The organism is Treponema bryantii (genome assembly GCF_900113965.1).
Taxonomy (GTDB): Bacteria; Spirochaetota; Spirochaetia; order Treponematales; family Treponemataceae; genus Treponema_D; species Treponema_D bryantii_A.
This window is the reverse complement of the sequence record NZ_FORI01000003.1, coordinates 293,154-311,324: the sequence shown is the minus strand read 5'-3', so window position 1 is coordinate 311,324 and position 18,171 is coordinate 293,154. Positions and strand designations below refer to the sequence as shown.

At 42.4% G+C, this 18,171-nt stretch carries 12 protein-coding genes and 2 tRNA genes; 7 read left to right on the top strand and 7 right to left on the bottom strand.

The window, feature by feature from the left end:
* Nucleotides 1–10: 10 nt before the first annotated feature.
* Both BM161_RS06010 and BM161_RS06005 read left to right on the top strand, forming a co-directional pair.
* On the top strand, nt 11–2,566 hold the full coding sequence (locus tag BM161_RS06010) for an endonuclease MutS2 (protein WP_074931097.1): 2,556 nt from the start codon (nt 11–13) through the stop codon (nt 2,564–2,566).
* A 55-nt stretch (nt 2,567–2,621) separates the two neighbouring features.
* Nucleotides 2,622–3,395 (top strand): class I SAM-dependent methyltransferase, encoded by a 774-nt coding sequence (locus BM161_RS06005; RefSeq protein ID WP_074931096.1) that lies wholly within the window; start codon nt 2,622–2,624, stop codon nt 3,393–3,395.
* 1 nt (nt 3,396) lies between these two features.
* Here BM161_RS06005 and BM161_RS06000 read toward each other — a convergent pair whose 3' ends face one another.
* The 4 genes from BM161_RS06000 to BM161_RS05985 form a co-directional block, all read right to left on the bottom strand.
* Entirely contained in the window at nt 3,397–4,482 is a 1,086-nt protein-coding gene (locus BM161_RS06000) for a GGDEF domain-containing protein (RefSeq protein ID WP_074931095.1), read from the bottom strand.
* A 93-nt stretch (nt 4,483–4,575) separates the two neighbouring features.
* Nucleotides 4,576–5,673: an aspartate-semialdehyde dehydrogenase gene (gene asd / locus BM161_RS05995; RefSeq protein ID WP_074931094.1), complete on the bottom strand. Its 1,098-nt coding sequence runs from the start codon at nt 5,671–5,673 to the stop codon at nt 4,576–4,578.
* 144 nt (nt 5,674–5,817) lie between these two features.
* Complete coding sequence (gene dapA / locus BM161_RS05990; protein ID WP_074931093.1) at nt 5,818–6,732, bottom strand: 4-hydroxy-tetrahydrodipicolinate synthase; 915 nt, start codon at nt 6,730–6,732, stop codon at nt 5,818–5,820.
* 115 nt (nt 6,733–6,847) lie between these two features.
* Entirely contained in the window at nt 6,848–7,939 is a 1,092-nt protein-coding gene (locus BM161_RS05985) for a GGDEF domain-containing protein (RefSeq protein WP_074931092.1), read from the bottom strand.
* 60 nt (nt 7,940–7,999) lie between these two features.
* On the opposite strand from BM161_RS05985, the gene aroC reads away from it, so the two are divergent.
* The 5 genes from aroC (at nt 8,000) to BM161_RS05960 (ending at nt 11,302) form a co-directional block, all read left to right on the top strand.
* Nucleotides 8,000–9,115 (top strand): chorismate synthase, encoded by a 1,116-nt coding sequence (gene aroC, locus BM161_RS05980; RefSeq protein ID WP_074931091.1) that lies wholly within the window; start codon nt 8,000–8,002, stop codon nt 9,113–9,115.
* Between the two features lie 10 nt (nt 9,116–9,125).
* Nucleotides 9,126–10,565 carry a D-alanyl-D-alanine carboxypeptidase family protein gene (locus tag BM161_RS05975; protein ID WP_074931090.1) on the top strand — a complete coding sequence of 480 codons (1,440 nt, stop codon included), beginning with the start codon at nt 9,126–9,128 and terminating at the stop codon, nt 10,563–10,565.
* A 65-nt stretch (nt 10,566–10,630) separates the two neighbouring features.
* On the top strand, nt 10,631–11,050 hold the full coding sequence (locus BM161_RS05970; RefSeq protein ID WP_074931089.1) for an isoamylase early set domain-containing protein: 420 nt from the start codon (nt 10,631–10,633) through the stop codon (nt 11,048–11,050).
* Between the two features lie 73 nt (nt 11,051–11,123).
* A tRNA-Gln gene (locus BM161_RS05965) sits at nt 11,124–11,194 on the top strand.
* A 35-nt stretch (nt 11,195–11,229) separates the two neighbouring features.
* Nucleotides 11,230–11,302: transfer RNA gene (locus BM161_RS05960), tRNA-Glu, on the top strand.
* Nucleotides 11,303–11,587: 285 nt separating this feature from the next.
* On the opposite strand, the gene BM161_RS05955 is transcribed toward BM161_RS05960, so the two are convergent.
* The 3 genes from BM161_RS05955 to BM161_RS05945 are packed head-to-tail and all read right to left on the bottom strand — an operon-like array spanning nt 11,588 to nt 18,051.
* Nucleotides 11,588–12,922, bottom strand: a complete 1,335-nt coding sequence (locus BM161_RS05955) for a hypothetical protein (RefSeq protein ID WP_074931088.1) — start codon at nt 12,920–12,922, stop codon at nt 11,588–11,590.
* Nucleotides 12,912–15,893, bottom strand: coding sequence for a FecR family protein (locus BM161_RS05950; RefSeq protein ID WP_074931087.1), 2,982 nt, complete (start codon nt 15,891–15,893; stop codon nt 12,912–12,914). The genes BM161_RS05955 and BM161_RS05950 overlap by 11 nt, the downstream gene beginning before the upstream one ends.
* Complete coding sequence (locus tag BM161_RS05945) at nt 15,859–18,051, bottom strand: adenylate/guanylate cyclase domain-containing protein (protein WP_074931086.1); 2,193 nt, start codon at nt 18,049–18,051, stop codon at nt 15,859–15,861. Before BM161_RS05945 ends, BM161_RS05950 begins: the two co-directional genes overlap by 35 nt.
* Nucleotides 18,052–18,171 lie beyond the last annotated feature (120 nt).

Below are 18,171 nucleotides of genomic sequence, written 5' to 3'. Positions count from 1 at the left end.
TAAAAGAACTATGAATACTAAAACTCTAAACGAAATTGATTATTATCGTCTCCGCGACGAAATAGCGGGATATTGTGTTTCGACAGAAGGCCGTGAAAAACTCTTGCAGCGTGAGCCTCTTCGAAAATCAGAAGAAATTGAAAACCTAAAAAATCTGAGCCGCGAGTGGAGTGTATACTTTTCTGCGGGCAGGGCAAATCCTATAAGCGGCTGGGAACCGGTACATCCTCTTCTTAGTGTAATTAAAGCTCGTGGTGCTTCTCTTACACTTGAACAGGTGCATTACCTTGGCCAGTTTGTAACAAGTGTAAACAGCATTCGTAAGGCAATCGGGCTGCATGCTCAGGAATTGTCTTTGAAGCTTCTTGAAGAACAGGTTGCCAAGCTCCCGGATATTACAGATATGGAAAAAAAGATTTTCCGTATTATTACACCGGATGGAGAGCTCAGAGAACTTCCGGAAATCATAGCAATCAGAAAACAGATTGCAAGCCTCAATGCAAAAATCAGAACCGTTATGCAAGGCTTTACTTCTGACCAGAAGCTTAGTGATGTGCTTCAGAGTAACGTTCCGGTTTTACGAAATGGCCGCCAGGTACTGGCCGTAAAAGCAAGCCTTCAGAACAGAATCCCTGGTATTGTACACGAGGTAAGCCAGACAGCTCAGACCGTTTATGTTGAACCGGAAGAAGCCGTACTTTGCAGTAACGAACTGATTCAAAAGGAGTTCGAACTTCAGGCAGTTATCAAAAAGATTTTGCTTGAGCTTACCGAAAGCCTTCAGCCTTCAATTCCAGCTATTAAACAGGCTCTTCCTGTTATGACTTTGTTTGATGATACACAGGCAGCTGCCCGCTGGGGACAGTCCCGCGAATGTACTTATGCACTGCCGGCTGGAAACGAACCTCCTCTCTTACTTAAGGCACGTCATCCGCTGCTTGGAGAAAAGGCCGTTCCTATCGACATCCGCTTTATGGAAGGCAAGCGCGTGCTCATCATCACCGGTCCGAACACCGGAGGAAAAACCGTCTCTCTCAAAACTTTCGCGCTCCTTTCTATGTTGAATCAGTCCGGCTTCCCGATCCCCGCGGCGGAGGGGACCCGCCTGCCCGTGTTCTCAAACGTCTTTGCCGACATCGGAGACGACCAGTCCCTCGATCAGAGCCTTTCTACATTCAGCAGTCATATGAAAAACATCGCTCAGGCTGTAAACTCGGCAAAGAGCGACACCCTCATCCTTCTGGATGAACTTGGCAGTGGAACCGATCCTCAGGAAGGAACCGCCATCTCAATGGCTGTTCTCGATGAGCTTATTAAACGCAAATCTTTTGTGCTCGTAACAACCCATCAGGGCATTTTGAAAAATTACGGCTACACAAATCCGTGTTGTATTAATGCGTCTGTAGAGTTTAATCAGGACACCTTGTCGCCGTCTTATCATCTGCTCATGGGAGTTCCTGGCGAAAGCCACGCGCTCGATATTGCGCAGAAGAGCGGCCTTCCAACAGAAATCTGCAAGGCAGCCAGAACCTACATTGCAACCGAACAGGCCGATGTTTCTGCTCTTATCCGCGGACTTAACCGCAAGCACGTAGAACTCAACAAAGTTCAGAAAGAAGCAGAACGCCTTGCTGCCGAAGCGCAGGATAAAACTGATCGCCTTAAGGCCCGCGAGCTGGAACTCCGCCGCCTTGAATCAAATCTCAAAAAGGGTAAGCAGCAGGAACTCAACGACTTCCTTATTCACAGCCGCTGCCAGCTTGAAAATCTGGTACGCACGCTCAAGGAAGGCGAAATTACCCGCGAGAAAACTCTGAGCGTTAAGCAGTACATTGCTGAGCTCACAGAAGATACAATGCGCCTCGACCGTAAGATTGAAGCCGAGGAAGAAAAACTCGCCCGCGACGAAAAGAAGTTTGAAGCAGAGCAAGCTGCCGCTAAAAAGCACGCAACTGCAAGCAATAAAAAAACAAAGAAAAAGATGAGTAACGCAGAAGCCCTCAAATATGCAACTTCAAATGTAGTTGAGACTTCTGATAATAGCAAGGCTGCTGGCGTAAAAAAAGCTGCCGCTCAGCTTGTACCTTTGTCTTTCGCTCCTGGTGCAACAGTACGTACAAGTTCTGGAACTCAAGGAGTTCTTGTTGAACAGACTAAAAAAGGTGTATGGCAGGTGCAGTTTGGAAGCATCAAGATGGCATTAAAAGAAAAGGACTTAAAGCTTGTTCAGAGCGAGGGTAGTGCAGATTCTTCTGCTAATGCCTATAAGCCGGATATTTCAATTGAGCTTGCAGATGACGCTTCAAACGGAATCTACGAGCGCCCGGTATTTGAGCTTCGCCTTCTTGGTATGCGTGCCGACGATGCAGTTCGCGCTCTGGAACGTCAGGTTGATCTTTGTGTACTTCATAACTTCCCGCACTTTAGTGTAATTCACGGAAAGGGCGATGGAGTTTTGATGCAGGCAGTTTCAGATTATCTTTCTCACTGCCCGGTAGTTGCAGAGTTCTCAAAGGCCCCAGCCGAAGACGGCGGCGCCGGCAAGACCTATGTAACGCTTAAATAATACGGTGAATACGGTGGTTGAGCTTGTCGAAACTACCGCAGAACACGGAGGATTTATGGACTGGTTTGAATCAGAAAATTTCTGGACGCAATTTGCACCTATTATGTTCGACGACGCGCGCTGGGCTGAAGCCCCAACCGTTGCTGAATATGTAAAAGACCTTGCTTCACTTGGACATGGTTCAAAAGTCCTCGACGCAGGCTGCGGGCTCGGCCGTATTTCCGTTGAGCTTGCCGCCCTCGACCTCGACGTAACCGGCGTAGACATAATTAAGAGCGAACTCGACGCAGCCCGCGAATCAGCAGAGGCAGAAGGAGTTCCGCTCACTCTTATAAATCACGACCTTCGTACCTTCCACGCTCCAAATCAGTTTGACTGTGCAGTAAATCTGTACACTTCGTTTGGCTACTGTGCCACAATCGAAGAAGATATGCAGATTCTAAAGAACATCGCAGAATCAGTAAAGCCCGGTGGAACTTTCATTATGGAATGCATCAGCCGCGAGACTGCCGTTATGTACTGGACTCCGGGCGAAGACTTTGAGCGGGCAGGGTATAAGGTTGTAACTCATTTTGAAGTTGTTGGCGCGTGGGAAGGCCTTCGTTCACAGTGGACTTTGTATCCTTTAGGTGACTCGTCATTGCGAGGAGCGAATGCGACGAAGCAATCCATAGTTGATCACACTTTTGTCCAGCGTTTATATCCGGCCACCTTCCTTCGAGATAAATTATTAGATTTTGGATTTGCAAAAGCAGAAGTTTTCGGCGATTACGATAAGTCTCCATACGACGAACACGCGAGAACAATGGTAATTATTGCGAAAAAATAAATTAAGAAATAACGCAGTTCTTTCCAGAACTCTTTGCGATGTAAAGCTTTTTATCAACTTCCTGCAAAAGAACATCGTAAGTCATGTCTTCTGAACAGGTCATAAAGCCGGCACTGACAGTAACAAATTTTGTATCATCCAGCTTAATCTTTTCACGGGTTCTTACAAGAACTTCTTTTACAAGTTCAAGCGCATCTTCCTGATTTGTCTTTGGAATAAGAAGAAGGAATTCCTCACCACCGTAACGGCAGGCTGTAATTCCGGCAGTTTTTGTTTCTTCAAGGATTTCTGCAAACTGCTTAAGAACTGTATCTCCAAAAGGGTGGCCGTACTTATCATTTACATATTTGAAATCATCAATATCAAACATTGCAATATGGAGCTTTCCGGTATCACCAAGAGTAAGAATTGCAAGCTTGAGGAAGTTATTAAAATAGCGGCGGTTGTAAAGGCCGGTTAGTTCATCTGTATTTGCCTGGCGTTCGTAGAGCAGAGAAAGCTGTTCTATCTTATGTCTGTCATGATAGTTCTGCTTTGAAACAATAAATGAAAACCCAAATAGTACAATGCTTGCAATAAGCATACTGCAAAGCTGGTCAACAAAGGCATCTTCATGAGACATTCCAATAAAGCCCTGAGGGTAAAAATGATATAATGCAAAAAGTGCTGAATATTCAATAAGAATCAGAATAAAAATGATTATGCGGGTTCTTCCTCTAAGTGCGAGCGCTGTACAAACTACTGCCACAAGGAAATAGTAAGGCATACCGCCGTGCAGACCTGAGTTTGCAAAGAACATTAAAGGGAAAAAGATTAATGCAGAAGTAGAAATTGAAATTGTTGCAAATAATCTTGATTTTTTAGTTTTTAATCCCCAAAGAGAGAGGAAGAATAAGAAAATGGCTGAAAATAATGGAAGTAATACAGCAATTAATGGCAAGCCAAGCAGATAAGATTCAATAAAGCCAATAATTTCTCCAACCATTGAACAGAATACCATTGCATAGGTAATTCTTTTTTCAAGAGATACTTTTGGAGAAAATATATTTAGCCTGATATTTTGTAATGCTGATATTATTCTTCCCATTTCTACTATTATATACTCTCGGATTATAGATTACAAGTATAAAAAAACTGGTGGATTTTTCGAACCCACCAGTTTGTAAATCAGTTGTAGAAACTAATTAAAGAAACCTTTTGCTTTAAGCAGCTCGGCATTCAAGATACCACCAAGAGCAGCACCGCGCTTTGTGTTGTGGCTCAATGCTACAAACTTGATGTCGAATACGTTACATGGGCGAAGACGTCCGATAACGCAAGCCATTCCCTTTTCAGTCTCGCGGTCGCGGCGTGGCTGTGGGCGGTTTTCTTCGTGGCGAACAACGATTGGATGCTCTGGAGCGCTAGGAAGCTTGAGTTCCTGTGGAACTGATGTATATGAAGTCCAGATCTTTTCGATTTCTTCGAGGCTAGGCTTTTTGTCTTCTGGAAGATCAAACTCAAGAGAAACACAAGCTGTGTGTCCGTCTACAACAGGTACACGTGTACAAGTAGAAGAAACAAGAGGACCTGCAGCGTTTTCAATCTTTCCGTCCTTTACAGTTCCGAGAATCTTAAGACATTCTTTTTCTGTCTTTTCTTCCTCGCCACCGATAAATGGAACGATGTTATCAATCATATCGAATGAAGATACACCAGGGTATCCTGCACCAGAAGTAGCCTGAAGAGTTGTTACGATCATTCTCTTGATTGGGTATCCAGCCTGAATAAGAGCGTGGATTGGCATCATGTATGTCTGAAGAGAACAGTTAGGCTTTACAGCGATAAAGCCCTTGTCCCAGCCGTGATGCTTTTTCTGTTCAGCAATTACGTCGAGGTGAGAGTAGTTGATTTCTGGAACGAGCATTGGAACATCTTCTGTCCAGCGGTTAGCAGATGCGTTAGAAACTACCGGGATTCCTTCAGCAGCATAAGCAGCTTCAAGAGCCTTAATTTCATCTTTTCCCATTTCGAGGGCAGAGAATACAAACTGACATTTTCCAACAGCCTTCTTTTCGTCGTTAGCATCTTCTACGATGAGAGGTGCAACGTTAGCCGGAATATCTGCACCAATGAGCCAGCGGTTTTTTACAGCTTCTGAATATGGTTTACCAGCAGAACGTGGAGAAGCAGCAACGTAAGTAACTTCAAACCATGGATGATTTTCCAACAACTTTATATATCTCTGGCCTACCATACCTGTAGCACCAAGTACACCAACCTTTATCTTTTCACTCATAATATTACTCCTTAGTTTAATCCTGATACGTCATTGCAACTTAAACTTCCGTCATTGCGAGCGAAGCGAAGCAATCTATTGTAATGGATTGCTTCGGCTTTCAGCCTCGCAATGACGTTCTTATTATACCAATGACGGTGTTTATTACAAATTGCACTCTTTAATAGCAGCTTCAATCTGCTTCTTAGCAGCATCAGTAACTTCTACAAGTGGAAGTCTCAATGCGCCGGCTGGCATGCCCTTGTAGTTCATTGCATACTTGATTGAACTTGGGTTACCATCACAGAACTCAGCCTTGAAGAATGGAGCGAGTCTGTAGTTGATCTCGCGTGCCTTCTTAAAGTCTCCGTCCAAAGCTGCAGCAGTAAGTTCGTGCATCAAAGCTGGAATCATGTTTGAAGCAACAGAAATAATTCCGTCTCCACCACATGCAACTAAAGGAAGTGTCAAACCATCGTCTCCGCTGAATACAGCAAACTCTGGTTTCTTGTTCTTAATCTGTCCAATAACTTCCATCATCTGAGCTACAGATCCGCTTGCTTCCTTTACACCAGCGATGTTAGGGAGCTCTGCAATGCGTGCGAGCAAATCAGTTGGAATGTTCAATCCGGTGCGTCCTGCAATGTTGTAAACGATGATTGGGATTCCAACCTTTGAAACTGCAGCAAAGTGCTGATAGATTCCTTCCTTTGATGGCTTGTTGTAATATGGAGTTACAACAAGTGCAGCATCTGCTCCGGCTTTCTTAGCGCGTTCGCAGTAAGCAACTGCATCCTTTGTATTGTTAGATCCGGCACCAAGAATAACCGGAATCTTCTTTCCTGTTTCTTTTTCAAAAGCACGAACTTCTTCAAAAACAATCTGAATAATCTGATCTTCTTCGCTGCCCGGCTTTTCGTCGAGGGTAGGGGTCTCTGCGGTGGTTCCAAGTGGAACAAGACCATCAATACCTTCCTGGAGCTGATGTTTGACATTTTTTCTGAAGCCCTCAAAATCAACTGAACCATCAGCCTTCATTGGTGTAATCAAAGCTGTAAAAGCGCCACGAAAAATACTCATACATAACCTCCTGAGTTTTGTAAGCCCACACGACAGCGGACTTTAAAATTTATATTTGGAGTATATTATAATTTTTTGGTGAAATATTCAATATAATTGAAGAAATGAAGTTGAATTAAATATTTTTATTCTGCTTTAAGTTTACTTTATTTTCATACATTCTCTCATCACTGAGGGAAATGATCTTGTCGATATCATCACCAGGAGTGTAGCTGGCATAACCACACGCAACCTGATACTCAGTCTTTTCAAGATTCTTCTGGAAAACCGAAACCAGATTTACAACCTCGGAAATACTGCTCTTTTTGAAGATGGCCATAAACTCATCACCACCGGTACGGTAAAGAGTTGCGTACTTAGAAAAGGTTCTGGTCATTTCTGTAGTAACAGTAATAATTGCCTTGTCTCCGGCAGCGTGGCCCTGAGTATCATTAAAGACCTTAAGATTGTTCAAATCCATCGAAAGAATAATAAACGGATCTTTGAGAAGGTGCTTGAGTTCCAGATAAAAAATACGTCTGTTCAAAAAGTGTGTAAGAGTGTCGCGCTTAAAAGTCTGAGTAAGGAGGAAGAAGTAGTAGAAGATGATTGAAGAAATCATAACCTGAGAAAGCACGAAATCATACTTGTAACGGTTTTCCATAAAGGTGGCCGTGAACGCCGCAATCTCCATGATAATTACGATAACCGGCTCGAACTTGTTGTACATGAAATTTTTGAGCGAATAGTAAACTACCTGGAAGGCGTAAAAAAGACTGACGATATGAGACAGGTAACCGAACGGCCCACGCACAAATTTGTTATCATCAGAAAAAGAAAACATCAGCCCGTGAGCAAATGGGAAAATACTTAAGATGGAGATGAAGGTACAGAAAACAATCGGAATGGCCATCAGGAATTTGTTTCGGATTTTGTAGCGTGAAGAAATTATAGTTAATCTGAAAAGAATGAGAGGTCTCAGCGCGTAACCGGCGCCCGCAGAAATATAACGGTAAATTGTAGGATGGTCCATATGCGCAGTAATAAAACGCATACTGTCTGAGCAGGTTAAGAGAATTGCCGCACCACAGGCAAGAAGAAAACTCCTGTTAGTTGAATCAGAAAAACTTACATTCGTTTTGATAAATGCCATGAGGACAAAGATTGAAACCAGCGGCGCAAATTCTGTCTGAATCAGCAGTCTGGCTGTTGTAAAAGTAAACTCCATACCTTCTATCTATTATACACTATCTTCATTTTAACTACAAATTTTATTATAATTGATGATATGAAAAATAATGGTAATACTTTTGGAACAAACTTTTCTGTGACAACCTTTGGCGAAAGCCACGGTGTTGCTCTTGGCTGTATTATTGACGGGTGTCCTGCCGGAATTGAACTTTCTGAAGAGATAATTCAGAAGGCTTTGAACCGCCGCCGCCCTGGCCTTTCTCCGGATGGAAAGCTTAATGCAGCGGTAACTGCTCGTACTGAGGCTGATGCAGTAGAGATTCTTTCGGGGGTTTTTGAAGGCCGTACAACCGGTACCCCGATTGCGCTGGAAGTTCGTAATACTTCGCAGCATTCAAAAGATTACGGAAATTTGGATCTGACGTTCCGCCCCGGCCATGCTGACTATACTTATGACGTAAAGTATGGCGGATGTCGGGATTATCGCGGCGGTGGACGCTCGAGTGGGCGGGAAACTCTTGCGCGTGTTGCCGGTGGGGCTGTAGCGGCTCAGCTGCTGGCACAGCGTGGTATTAAGATTACTGCATATACAATCCGCGCAGCTGGTATTTCAGCAGAAAAGCGCGACCTTTCACAGATTGAACAGAATGCGTTGCGTGCTCCGGACAATGAAGCAGCTGCACGTATGAACGCTAAAATTGAAGAGCTCCGTGCGGCTGGAGACAGTGCCGGTGGTATAATCGAATGTATCGTTCAGGGCTGCCCTGTTGGTCTTGGGGAGCCTGCTTTCGATAAGCTCGACGCAAATCTCGCAAAGGCTATGCTGAGCATAGGCGCCGTAAAAGGTTTTGAGATTGGAGATGGTTTTGCAGCGGCAGATTCTTTCGGCAGCACAAACAATGACTGTATGCATGCCGAGAATGGTCAGCCGGTTTTTGACTCGAACCACGCCGGCGGTGTTCTTGGCGGATTGAGCAGCGGCGCAGATATTATTTTCCGCGTTGCAGTTAAGCCTGTCCCGAGCATTTTTAAGCCGCAACAGACGGTTCGCCGCACCGGGGAGTTTGGCGAGGACGGTAAGGCTCAGTACGAAACAACAGAGCTCCAGATCAAAGGCCGCCACGACATCTGTCTGTGTCCACGCATTGTTCCTGTTGTAGAAGCTATGACAGCGCTTGTACTTGCAGACTTCCTTTTAAGAAATACACATTAGAGAGAGCAAAATGTCAGAAAATAACGATTCAAAACGCATCCGTCTGTGGCACGCTCTTGTTGCCGCAGCGGCTTTACTTATCATCAGCTTTTTTACCTTTACCGCCGTTCGTGCTGTAAACTTTAAGAAAACAACAAATGCCAGAAAGCTTTCTGCACAGGAAATGTCTTCTCTGGGAAATCTTTTAATAAATCAGTATCCGCAAAAATATCAGTATCTTAAATCACTTCCATATAATATTGCAAAACCTCAGTTAGATGTTTGGGCTAAATCTGCAATTCTTATTGATGTTTCAAACGGAAATGTACTTTATGAAAAAAATGCAGATACAATAATTCCTCCGGCTTCTATGACAAAACTTTTTGCAATGTATGTTGTAGAAGAAGAAGTTGAAGCCGGCCGTCTTTCCTATGATCAGGTAATCCCGCTTCCTCCAGAAAGCTGGGCCTGCAATATGCCTCCTCACAGTTCGCTGATGTTCCTTGGAAAAGGGCAGAGAGTTACTCTTGAAGAACTTCTGCTAGGCCTTTCAATCTGTTCTGGAAATGATGCGGCTTATGCACTTGCTTATACAGTCTGTGGTTCAATGGATGAGTTTGTAGAGAGAATGAATCGTGCAGCAAGTGAACTTGGTCTTGAAAATACTCACTTTGTAGAAAGCTCAGGCTACAGTGAACTCAATCAGACAACTGCCCGCGAAATGGCAGAGTTTGCCGCTTCTTATCTTTTGAGATTTCCTTCTTCGCTGCATCGTTTTCACAGTGTTTTGAGTTTTACTTATCCTAAAGCAAAAAATCTTGCTCCCGGAGATAAGCTTGCCGCTCAGGATTTTTCACAGGGCCTTCCACAAAAAATCACAATGTCTATTACTCAGGAAAATACAAATCCTCTGCTTGGAAAACTTGAAGGTTGTGATGGACTTAAGACAGGTTATATTGATGAAAGCGGATATAATCTTGCCCTTACAGCAGTTCGTGGAGAAACCCGTTTTCTTTCTGTAACAATGGGCGGTCCTGGAAACAACTCTCGCGAAGGTCAGGCTGGCCGTGTTCATGATGGTACAGAGCTCATGGAATGGGCTTTCAGAAACTTTGCAGATTACTCTCTTGAATTGAAAGTTCATTCATATTATGTGCGCAGTTTTAATTCATCAGAAAAGATGATTTGTCTGGTTCCTGCCTGGACAGATGGCACCTTTACAGTTCCTTATGTAACAGGTGCTTCAATGGCAGAAAATATGGATTCAGTTAGAGTTCAGGTAAAACTTCCTGATTACTGCTGGGGCAAAGTAGAGCAGGGCGCTCAGTACGGATCAATTGTAATTTCTGCTGGAGATTATGTTCTTGAAGAAATTCCACTCGTTGCAGACAGAAGTTTGAAAAAAGGAAACGTTTTACTAGCAGCCTCAGACTTGATTTTAAAAACAGTAATGATTAAAATTAAATCATAATAAAAAGCTACATTCTGAATTAAGTTCAGCATGACATTGCTTTTAATTATATGCAGGAGATAATTATGTCATTGAAGAAAACATTTTCTAGTGATGGAAAAAAGTGTACAGTTGTATTTACAGTAAACCCAGAAGCTGCTGCAGGTGCAACAAAGATTTACCTTGCAGGTGATTTTAACAGCTGGGACCCAACTTCAATTCCTATGAAAAAGGATCCAAATGGTTCGTTCTCTGTAAAGAAACAGCTTGAAACAAATAAAGAATACCAGTTCCGTTATTGCATTGATGGCAATATGTGGATTAATGACTGGAAAGCAGATAAGTACGTTCGCTCAGAGTTCGCTAGTGATGATAACTCTGTAGTTGATACAACAGTACCAAAGGCTCCAAAGGTTTCTAAAAAGCCTACATCAAAAGCTGTAACAAAGTCTGCTGACAAGAAACCAGCTGCAAAAAAGACTGCAGCTAAAAAAACAACAAAATAAATAAATTTGTTAAAAATTGCTCAATGAGCTATTGACAAAGTGAGTATTAATCATTATATTAATACTCACTTATTCCCCGATTGTGTAATGGTAGCACTTCAGATTCTGGTTCTGACTGTGGGGGTTCGAATCCTCCTTGGGGAACTCAAGCTGAATCAGAAATGGTTCAGCTTTTTTTTGGTTCCTTCGAATATCGGTTTAGTTCGCGGCCCTCTCAAGGCTGAAAGGCGGGTTCGATTCCCGCAGGAACCGCGACATTGTAAAAGCTAACTCACTATGTGAGTTAGTTTTTTTTATATAGAAATACTGAAGCTTCGCTTCAGTATTTTTTTTTTTTTTTTGAAATCTACAAATAGAATGGCTCGCATAGTCTCGCCATTTGAGCCGTTCTTTCGATAATCCTAAAACGGCCCGCTGTCGCAGCCCGTTTTTTAACGGATTTTCGATTGTAGGCAGGTTCGATTCCCGCAGGAACCGTCGGTTAAATAATTAAGACTCGCAAACGCGAGTCTTTTTTTTATGTCCTGATTTTTTTTATTAGAACTGCCAGCCCACGCAGGCTACTGGCTTTACGTAGGCCATCATGAGGCTGCCCATGAACGGCATAACGAAATCTGCGCCTAATTCTGCGTACAGGCGGTTTGTAAAGTAAACCTGGGCGCTTAGGCCTGCTGTAGCGCTGAAATCGAGGCTGTTGAGAGGTTCTGAGTTAATATCGTGAGGGAAGTGGAATACCAGGTTGTTGAACATAGCGACACCACCGCCACCATGCAGTTCCAAAGTTGCAATGTGGCGGAGCTTATCAGTATTCTTTTTATCCTTTATACGAATTGGGAACTGATAAATGAAAAGTGCGTTTCCGCAGATATAGTTACCATCAAGATCATAGCCTTCAGTAGTAGTAATGATTCTTGAGTAAGCAGCATCAACACCAATACCAAGATAGCCAAAGCGGCGCTTAAACGGCATTAAAGAAAGCTTAGCAGTTGCAGAAACAGGGAGAACAGAAGTATTAAGATACTCCTTCATTTTATCTCCAATAACGATTACAGGGCAGGTATAGCCTGCTGCAACATCAAAGTCCACTGCCTTACGGAACTTTACAGTGAACATATTATCCTTGCTGTTTTCTGCAGTAAGACCACTGGCGTCAGTAGCTGCAAAATAATAAGTACCAGTATCAAGTTCATCCATATCAAACTGAACTTTAAGGCGGCGGTTATTATCGCTGAATTCAGTGATTACAGGGGTTATAGGAGCTTCAGTGTTTCTTCGTGCATTAATAATGCTGTACGATGTAAATGAAGTGTCTGTAAGGCTTTCCTGAAGCTCAAACAGGTTTCGTCCGGTAACAGTAAAAATACCGTCATTTACTTCATCAAGATAGATTGTAGAAGAACGGGTTACTGCAGCTTCTACACTTCGTACCTGAGGTACATAAGCGCGGTAAATATTAAATTCAAACCAGTCAGATTCAATTTCTGGAATACCGATAAGGTCATAAGTAATAACCTTGTAGCGGTAAAGACCAGGTCCAAGAAGAGGATTAATCTGAACACGGGTTGTATTGTCTTCTGTAAAAAGATGATTTATTTCTTTCCAGTCAGTTTTTTCATCTTTCTTTTCTTCAATTACAATTTCGTATTTCTGAACATATTCAGGATAATCTTCTTCCCATTCAAGGTACTGCCATGCATCTTCAACGTTGCCTGTTTCTTCAGTTTCATCGCCGGTTTTCTCTTTGTCGGCATTTACTTCTGATTTAGAGGTCTGTAATCCGTTTTTAGATTTCTTTTTTGATTTAGCTGAAACAGTGCTGCAGGCAACAGCCAGAACTAACAAAGCACAAAGGAGTTTTTTACTAATTACCATAAGGGTTCTTTGCTCCTTTTGCCTTAGTTTTCTTTGGTGTTGGAATATCGGTAGAGAAGGTTGATTCTGATGCAGGTCCTTCCTGAAGAATCTTATCTGCCTTTCCATCTTTATCTGTGTCCATACGGCGAATAGCGTGTACAGTCCACTTAAAGGTTCCTTTTCCAAAAGTTGATTTATTCTGCTCGTAGAGTTTCAAGAAATCAATTTCATAGCTTGTTTTCTTTTCAACAATCTGAGAAAGAACAGTCTTATTTTTCTTATCTTTGATTTCTACAATATAATCAGTTGCATCCGGTACCTTACTCCAGCTGAGGGTAATTGTACGAGGATTATCCGGATTGCGCAGATATTCAGCTCCGAGTAGAGGAGGATTAGCCGCAAGGTTTGTTGTAGAAGGAAGTGGCTCTACAGGAAGAATTGTAAATCTTCCGCGGTATTTTGCATCTGTGTTCGAAATATCAACACCATCAAGAGTTTCTGCGTAGACAATAATTTCATAGCGGCCAGGTCTAAGACCTTCTGCTGTATCAAGGCGAACTGAGTTAGGAGCAACCATAATTCCCTTTGCCATCTGTTCGTCTGTTGGTACCTTTAATACTTCTGCATTGTGGTCATCTGTTTTAATGAGAACCAGCTGTGCCTTTGCTACAGTGTCCAGAGAACTCCATTTTGCATAAGAAGGATTAAGGATTGCTTCAATACCGTTGATCTTTGCATCTTTAGAAGGAGCTGTAATTTCTACCGGCTTGAGTTTTATAAGATAGAAGCTTCCTTCAGAAAGACGTCCTGTACGTCTTGAAGAAACTCCTGGAATCTCGTTTGCAAATGCCTGAACGCGCCAGTTGTAATTAGACTTATCAACAAAGTCTTTTGGATTATACATGTCGATATTGTCTTCCGGCTCATAAACCACATTCTCATAAATCAGTTTATTGTCCGACTGGCGATAAATTGATACCTTATAATAATCAGCGCCACTAACATCTTTCCATTCAAAGTGGAATGGAATAGTTTCGCGGGCAATAGCGCGAGGGCCTGGTGCTGCAAGTGTTGCTTCGTCAAGGTTTCCGATAACGTTGAAAGTCTTTGAAGGTGTAATCAGCTGAGTTTCATCAGTTGTACTTGAAGACTTAAGACGCCAGTAATAAGTTCCAAGAGGAAGGTTTACACCGCGCAAACTTGTTGAATTAACCGGAGCCTTATAAACAATATTTCTAAAGCCCTGGTCTTCCGAAATCTCAAACTCACTTGTAAAGTTTTCTGGAATATTACGCTTCCATGTAAACTTAGTATCTGGAAGAAGGTTCAGTGCACAGTTGTAGCCGTCTGCCGGTTCAACAGTGTGCTGCTCTGGAACACCCTTCATTGTATAGAAAGTTCTGATTTCAGAAACAGGGGAGATGTTGCCTTCAACATCACGCATTGTAATTCCCCAGTACCACTTTCCATCCTTAAGTTTTATGATGTTAGAGTTCAGTGAATAGAAGTTATCTGCAGTTTCAAATGTAACTGCAGGATTTCTCAAATTAGGATTATCTGCAATGCGGACAGTGTAGCTCTGTGCTTCGTTTTCAATTTTCCAAGAGAAGCTTGTTGGCTTTGCAGAAGTTTCTGTATTTACAATTCCGTTTTCAGAAGGAACCAGAAGTTCTGGGGCTGTAAGTTCACCCTTGCGTTCAATCCTGAAGCTTCTGATTTCAGATGGTTCGGCAAATCCTTTTTTGTTCATTGTGTAATAAGGAGTTACGCGCCAGTAATAAGTGCCTTCTTTAAGAGTTGATATAATAGAAGAAGTTGTAGAAGTTCTCTGTTCAATAACCGGATTTGTCATTGAAGGGCTCTTAGAAACTTCGAGTTTGTATGTAGAGGCGTATGGACTTTCTGTCCAGATAATACGAACGGCCGGAGTACGAGTTCTGTAGCCGTAAGTGTAGTTTTCTGCAGGAGCAACCTGTGTAGGTGGAAGCGACTGAATTACCTGAATCTTTCCGTTTTTAATCTGTCCGGCGTTAATTGCTTCCTGTTCGCTAAGTCCGTCTTCCGAACTGTCGAGCTTCCAGAAATAAGTTCCGGCTTCAAGCTTGATATCTGTTTCGTTCAGGCCGTCTGAGCTTAAGCGGTAAAGAACATCATTAAAATCTTTGTCCTGAGAAATCTGAAGAATTGTACTCTCTGCCGCATTATTCCAGCTGAAGTGTACGTTTGTTGCACCCTGAGTATGATAAAGAATCTTTTCGTTGCGGGCTGGAGAAAGCACTGTAAGAGTAGGGCGTGAAGCAATTACATTTGCACTGCCGTCTGCACTACTCATGTTCAGTTCCTGTCCCTGTGCAATTGCAGTAGATGTACCGTCTGCATTCTGTACCGAAGCAGAACCTTTCAATACCTGAACCGAAAGGCCTTTTGCTGCTTTCTTGCCGTCTGCGGCAGCGGCACCAGCACCAGTTCCGCCGGCACCAGTAGTATCTGCCTGAGAAACTGAACCTGCACTAAGGCTTGTTCCAGATTTTACTGCAACCTGAACACCATTTGAAGAAAGGGTGAGTCCGTTTTCAGAATCAGAAGAGTCTACAGTCGCGTAACCGTCTTCAAGTTCAACGGCAGCACTCATGTCTTCTGTAAGGAATACCTGGGCCATTGTGTTTTCCATAAGGTCCATAACGTTTCCGTCATTAAACCAGATGGTAGCTTCTGAAAGCGCTGCTGTATGAATGGTGTCTCCGTTATAAACCGGAGAATTCTGACGCAGACGATCCCATACAACACGGTCAAGGAATTTACGCTGAGCAGTTTTATATTTAAAGGTTATAGTTGCAATCGGCTGTTCATTCTGCTTTGTAAGAGCTCTGAAAAAGCTTGTGTAGAATAACCAGGAGTTTGTTGTCGCTCCTATAAGACACACGAAAATGGTAATGCAGAACGGAAGAAGCAGACTATTGCTTAACCTGGATCTTGTTTTCTTCTTCATTCAAGTTTACCTTTTCAAATTCAGGGATTGGGATTCCAAGCAGATTACGAACTTCATTGAGTGTTTTTGGTCCGTTAGGTCCAAGGGCTCTTGCACAATCCGGGTCTGCCTTAAAATCTGGTTCATTTGGCTTAAAGAACTCTTCAATATCAAATTGTGGCATATTTACAACACCATAGAAGTGCTGTGTGCCTTTACCTTTTACTTCAAATTCTACTGGAATCTGCTCAACAATAAGCTCGTTTGCTTTGTCAGCATCTGCAATTGTAAAATTGTTTTCCTGACATTTAATAAAGCGCTTTTTGAGCAGGCTGTAAGTATCTTCAGTAATAAGAATATCTGTTCCACAAGGCTTGTTAGAGCTTTCTGTACGAGATGCAAAGTTTACTGCGTCTCCAATGGCCGTATATTCCATCTTACCGTCTTTACCCATGTCGGCACCCATCAAACCACAGGTTGCACGACCGGTATTCAAACCACTTCCAATGCGGATGTGTGGTTTATATTTTGCTTTTGGTTCATTTTCGTGGGCTTTTGTAAAGGCTTCTGCTTCCTTATTGTATTTCATAAGGGCATAACGCATGGCGATTGTACCGCGAATGGCATTTGTAGCGTCTTCCATAACATGGTCATCATGGATTTTCTGCAATTCCTTCTTGCGTGGATCTGAATCAGCCATATCTTCGAACTCAAGGCTGTCGTTTCTCATGATTCCCCATACGGCCATGATAGCGTCACCTTCAAACTTATCGATGTTTCCGTGGCTGAGCACAATACAGTTTACCATGCGGCTCATGTAGTCGTTCAAGAAGCCGATGATTTCGCTAGGAGAGTCATTTCCAAAACGGTTTTTAAAGCCATCTGAAATAGCTGTAAAGCCTCGAATATCACTAAAGAAGATTGTTACGTCTTTCAGATGAGGATTAAAGTCAATTTCCTGCCTTGCAATAGCCTTTGCAACGTTTCTGTTTGTAAATTTTGCGAAGGTATTCAGAGAGTAAAGTTCGTCTTTTGTACTCTGGTTCAAAACACCAATTTCGTCTTTACGTTTTGTATGCAGGTGTTCAAAAATATCAGATTCAAAGTTACCAAGTTTAATTTCTTCAGCAGCCGCAGTAAGCTTTCTAAGGTGTCGGGAAATTGCAAAGCGAGAGAAGGTAAGAATAAAAATAATAGAAAGGAAGAATACAACGCCCATCAGATAAATATTGTTACGGCGGGTTGTAAGAACTCCTTCAAGTACCGAACTGATTGGAACAGTTGTAAGAACTACAATATCACCAAATGAAAGCTTTTCATAAGCTCCGTAATATTCAACTTTCTTTTCTTTACCGTCAATTGTTTCAACATTAATGAATGGAATCTGGCGGCTGTCATCGTTATTCTGATTGTTCTGACGCATTGCAGTTACGAGAGGGTAGTTTTTAAGGCTCTCTCCACGAAGAATGCGGTCTGTTTCCGGATGAGAAAGCAGCTCATCAGAATCGTTTATGATAAAGGTTGTATTGATAGAATCTGTACCAAGAATGTCAGAAATACTTTCAATTGAGAAGGTAATGATACAGGTCTGATCAAGTCCGTTTTCTTTGTAAGAGAACAGAATTGACATAACTGGAATGCCAAAGAATGGAGAGGCGTTTAATGCAATTGTTTCTCCGCTGCAGGAACGTTTGATTTCTGAGGTTGAAGCCTGAATAAAGGTTTCCATTACAGATGTATCAAGCTCGTTCGAAAGGAAAAATCTTGAATTAAGGATTTTTGAGTCAGTGCTTTCAGGTTTTGAAACACTGTTTTCTGAGAGAATATAAATAGAAGCAATATCCTGATTTCGTTCAAAGAAGAAAGCCTCTGCCTGGCGCGCAAGAGCAGCCTGACGTCCACCGCTTACAACATTCAGAAGGTCCAGAAGCTGGAAAACGTTTGAACGGATAGTACTGATTTTGTCTTCCATGGTGGAAGCAGCGCGGGTGTTTGTTGAAAGGTTATTGTTTTCGGCAGTAATTTTTACGTCTTCACCAACGAAATGGCTGTTAAGATAGGTTACTGTACCAAGTGAAACCAGTACAATAAAGCCGATAATTACAGCAAGTTTTACTCCGATAGGAAATTTTACATCATATCTATTGACGTTTTTGGTAGAATCTTTTTTTTTACTCACGATATTGTTCTCTCTCTAATATCATTTTTTTAATATCAGTTCTTAGAAAATTATACCATATAAGGGCATAAAAAAACAATAACTGTGCTGTTATAATTAACTTGAAGAATACGTCATTTC

Bases quoted from the DNA above. Each gene is read 5' to 3' on its own strand.
- BM161_RS06000 (WP_074931095.1), bottom strand. From the start codon at position 4,482: ATGGGAAGAATAATATCAGCATTACAAAATATCAGGCTAAATATATTT.
- BM161_RS06005 (WP_074931096.1), top strand. From the start codon at position 2,622: ATGGACTGGTTTGAATCAGAAAATTTCTGGACGCAATTTGCACCTATT.
- asd (WP_074931094.1), bottom strand. From the start codon at position 5,673: ATGAGTGAAAAGATAAAGGTTGGTGTACTTGGTGCTACAGGTATGGTA.
- BM161_RS05975 (WP_074931090.1), top strand. From the start codon at position 9,126: ATGTCAGAAAATAACGATTCAAAACGCATCCGTCTGTGGCACGCTCTT.
- aroC (WP_074931091.1), top strand. From the start codon at position 8,000: ATGAAAAATAATGGTAATACTTTTGGAACAAACTTTTCTGTGACAACC.
- BM161_RS05955 (WP_074931088.1), bottom strand. From the start codon at position 12,922: ATGGTAATTAGTAAAAAACTCCTTTGTGCTTTGTTAGTTCTGGCTGTT.
- BM161_RS05950 (WP_074931087.1), bottom strand. From the start codon at position 15,893: ATGAAGAAGAAAACAAGATCCAGGTTAAGCAATAGTCTGCTTCTTCCG.
- BM161_RS05985 (WP_074931092.1), bottom strand. From the start codon at position 7,939: ATGGAGTTTACTTTTACAACAGCCAGACTGCTGATTCAGACAGAATTT.
- BM161_RS06010 (WP_074931097.1), top strand. From the start codon at position 11: ATGAATACTAAAACTCTAAACGAAATTGATTATTATCGTCTCCGCGAC.
- dapA (WP_074931093.1), bottom strand. From the start codon at position 6,732: ATGAGTATTTTTCGTGGCGCTTTTACAGCTTTGATTACACCAATGAAG.
- BM161_RS05970 (WP_074931089.1), top strand. From the start codon at position 10,631: ATGTCATTGAAGAAAACATTTTCTAGTGATGGAAAAAAGTGTACAGTT.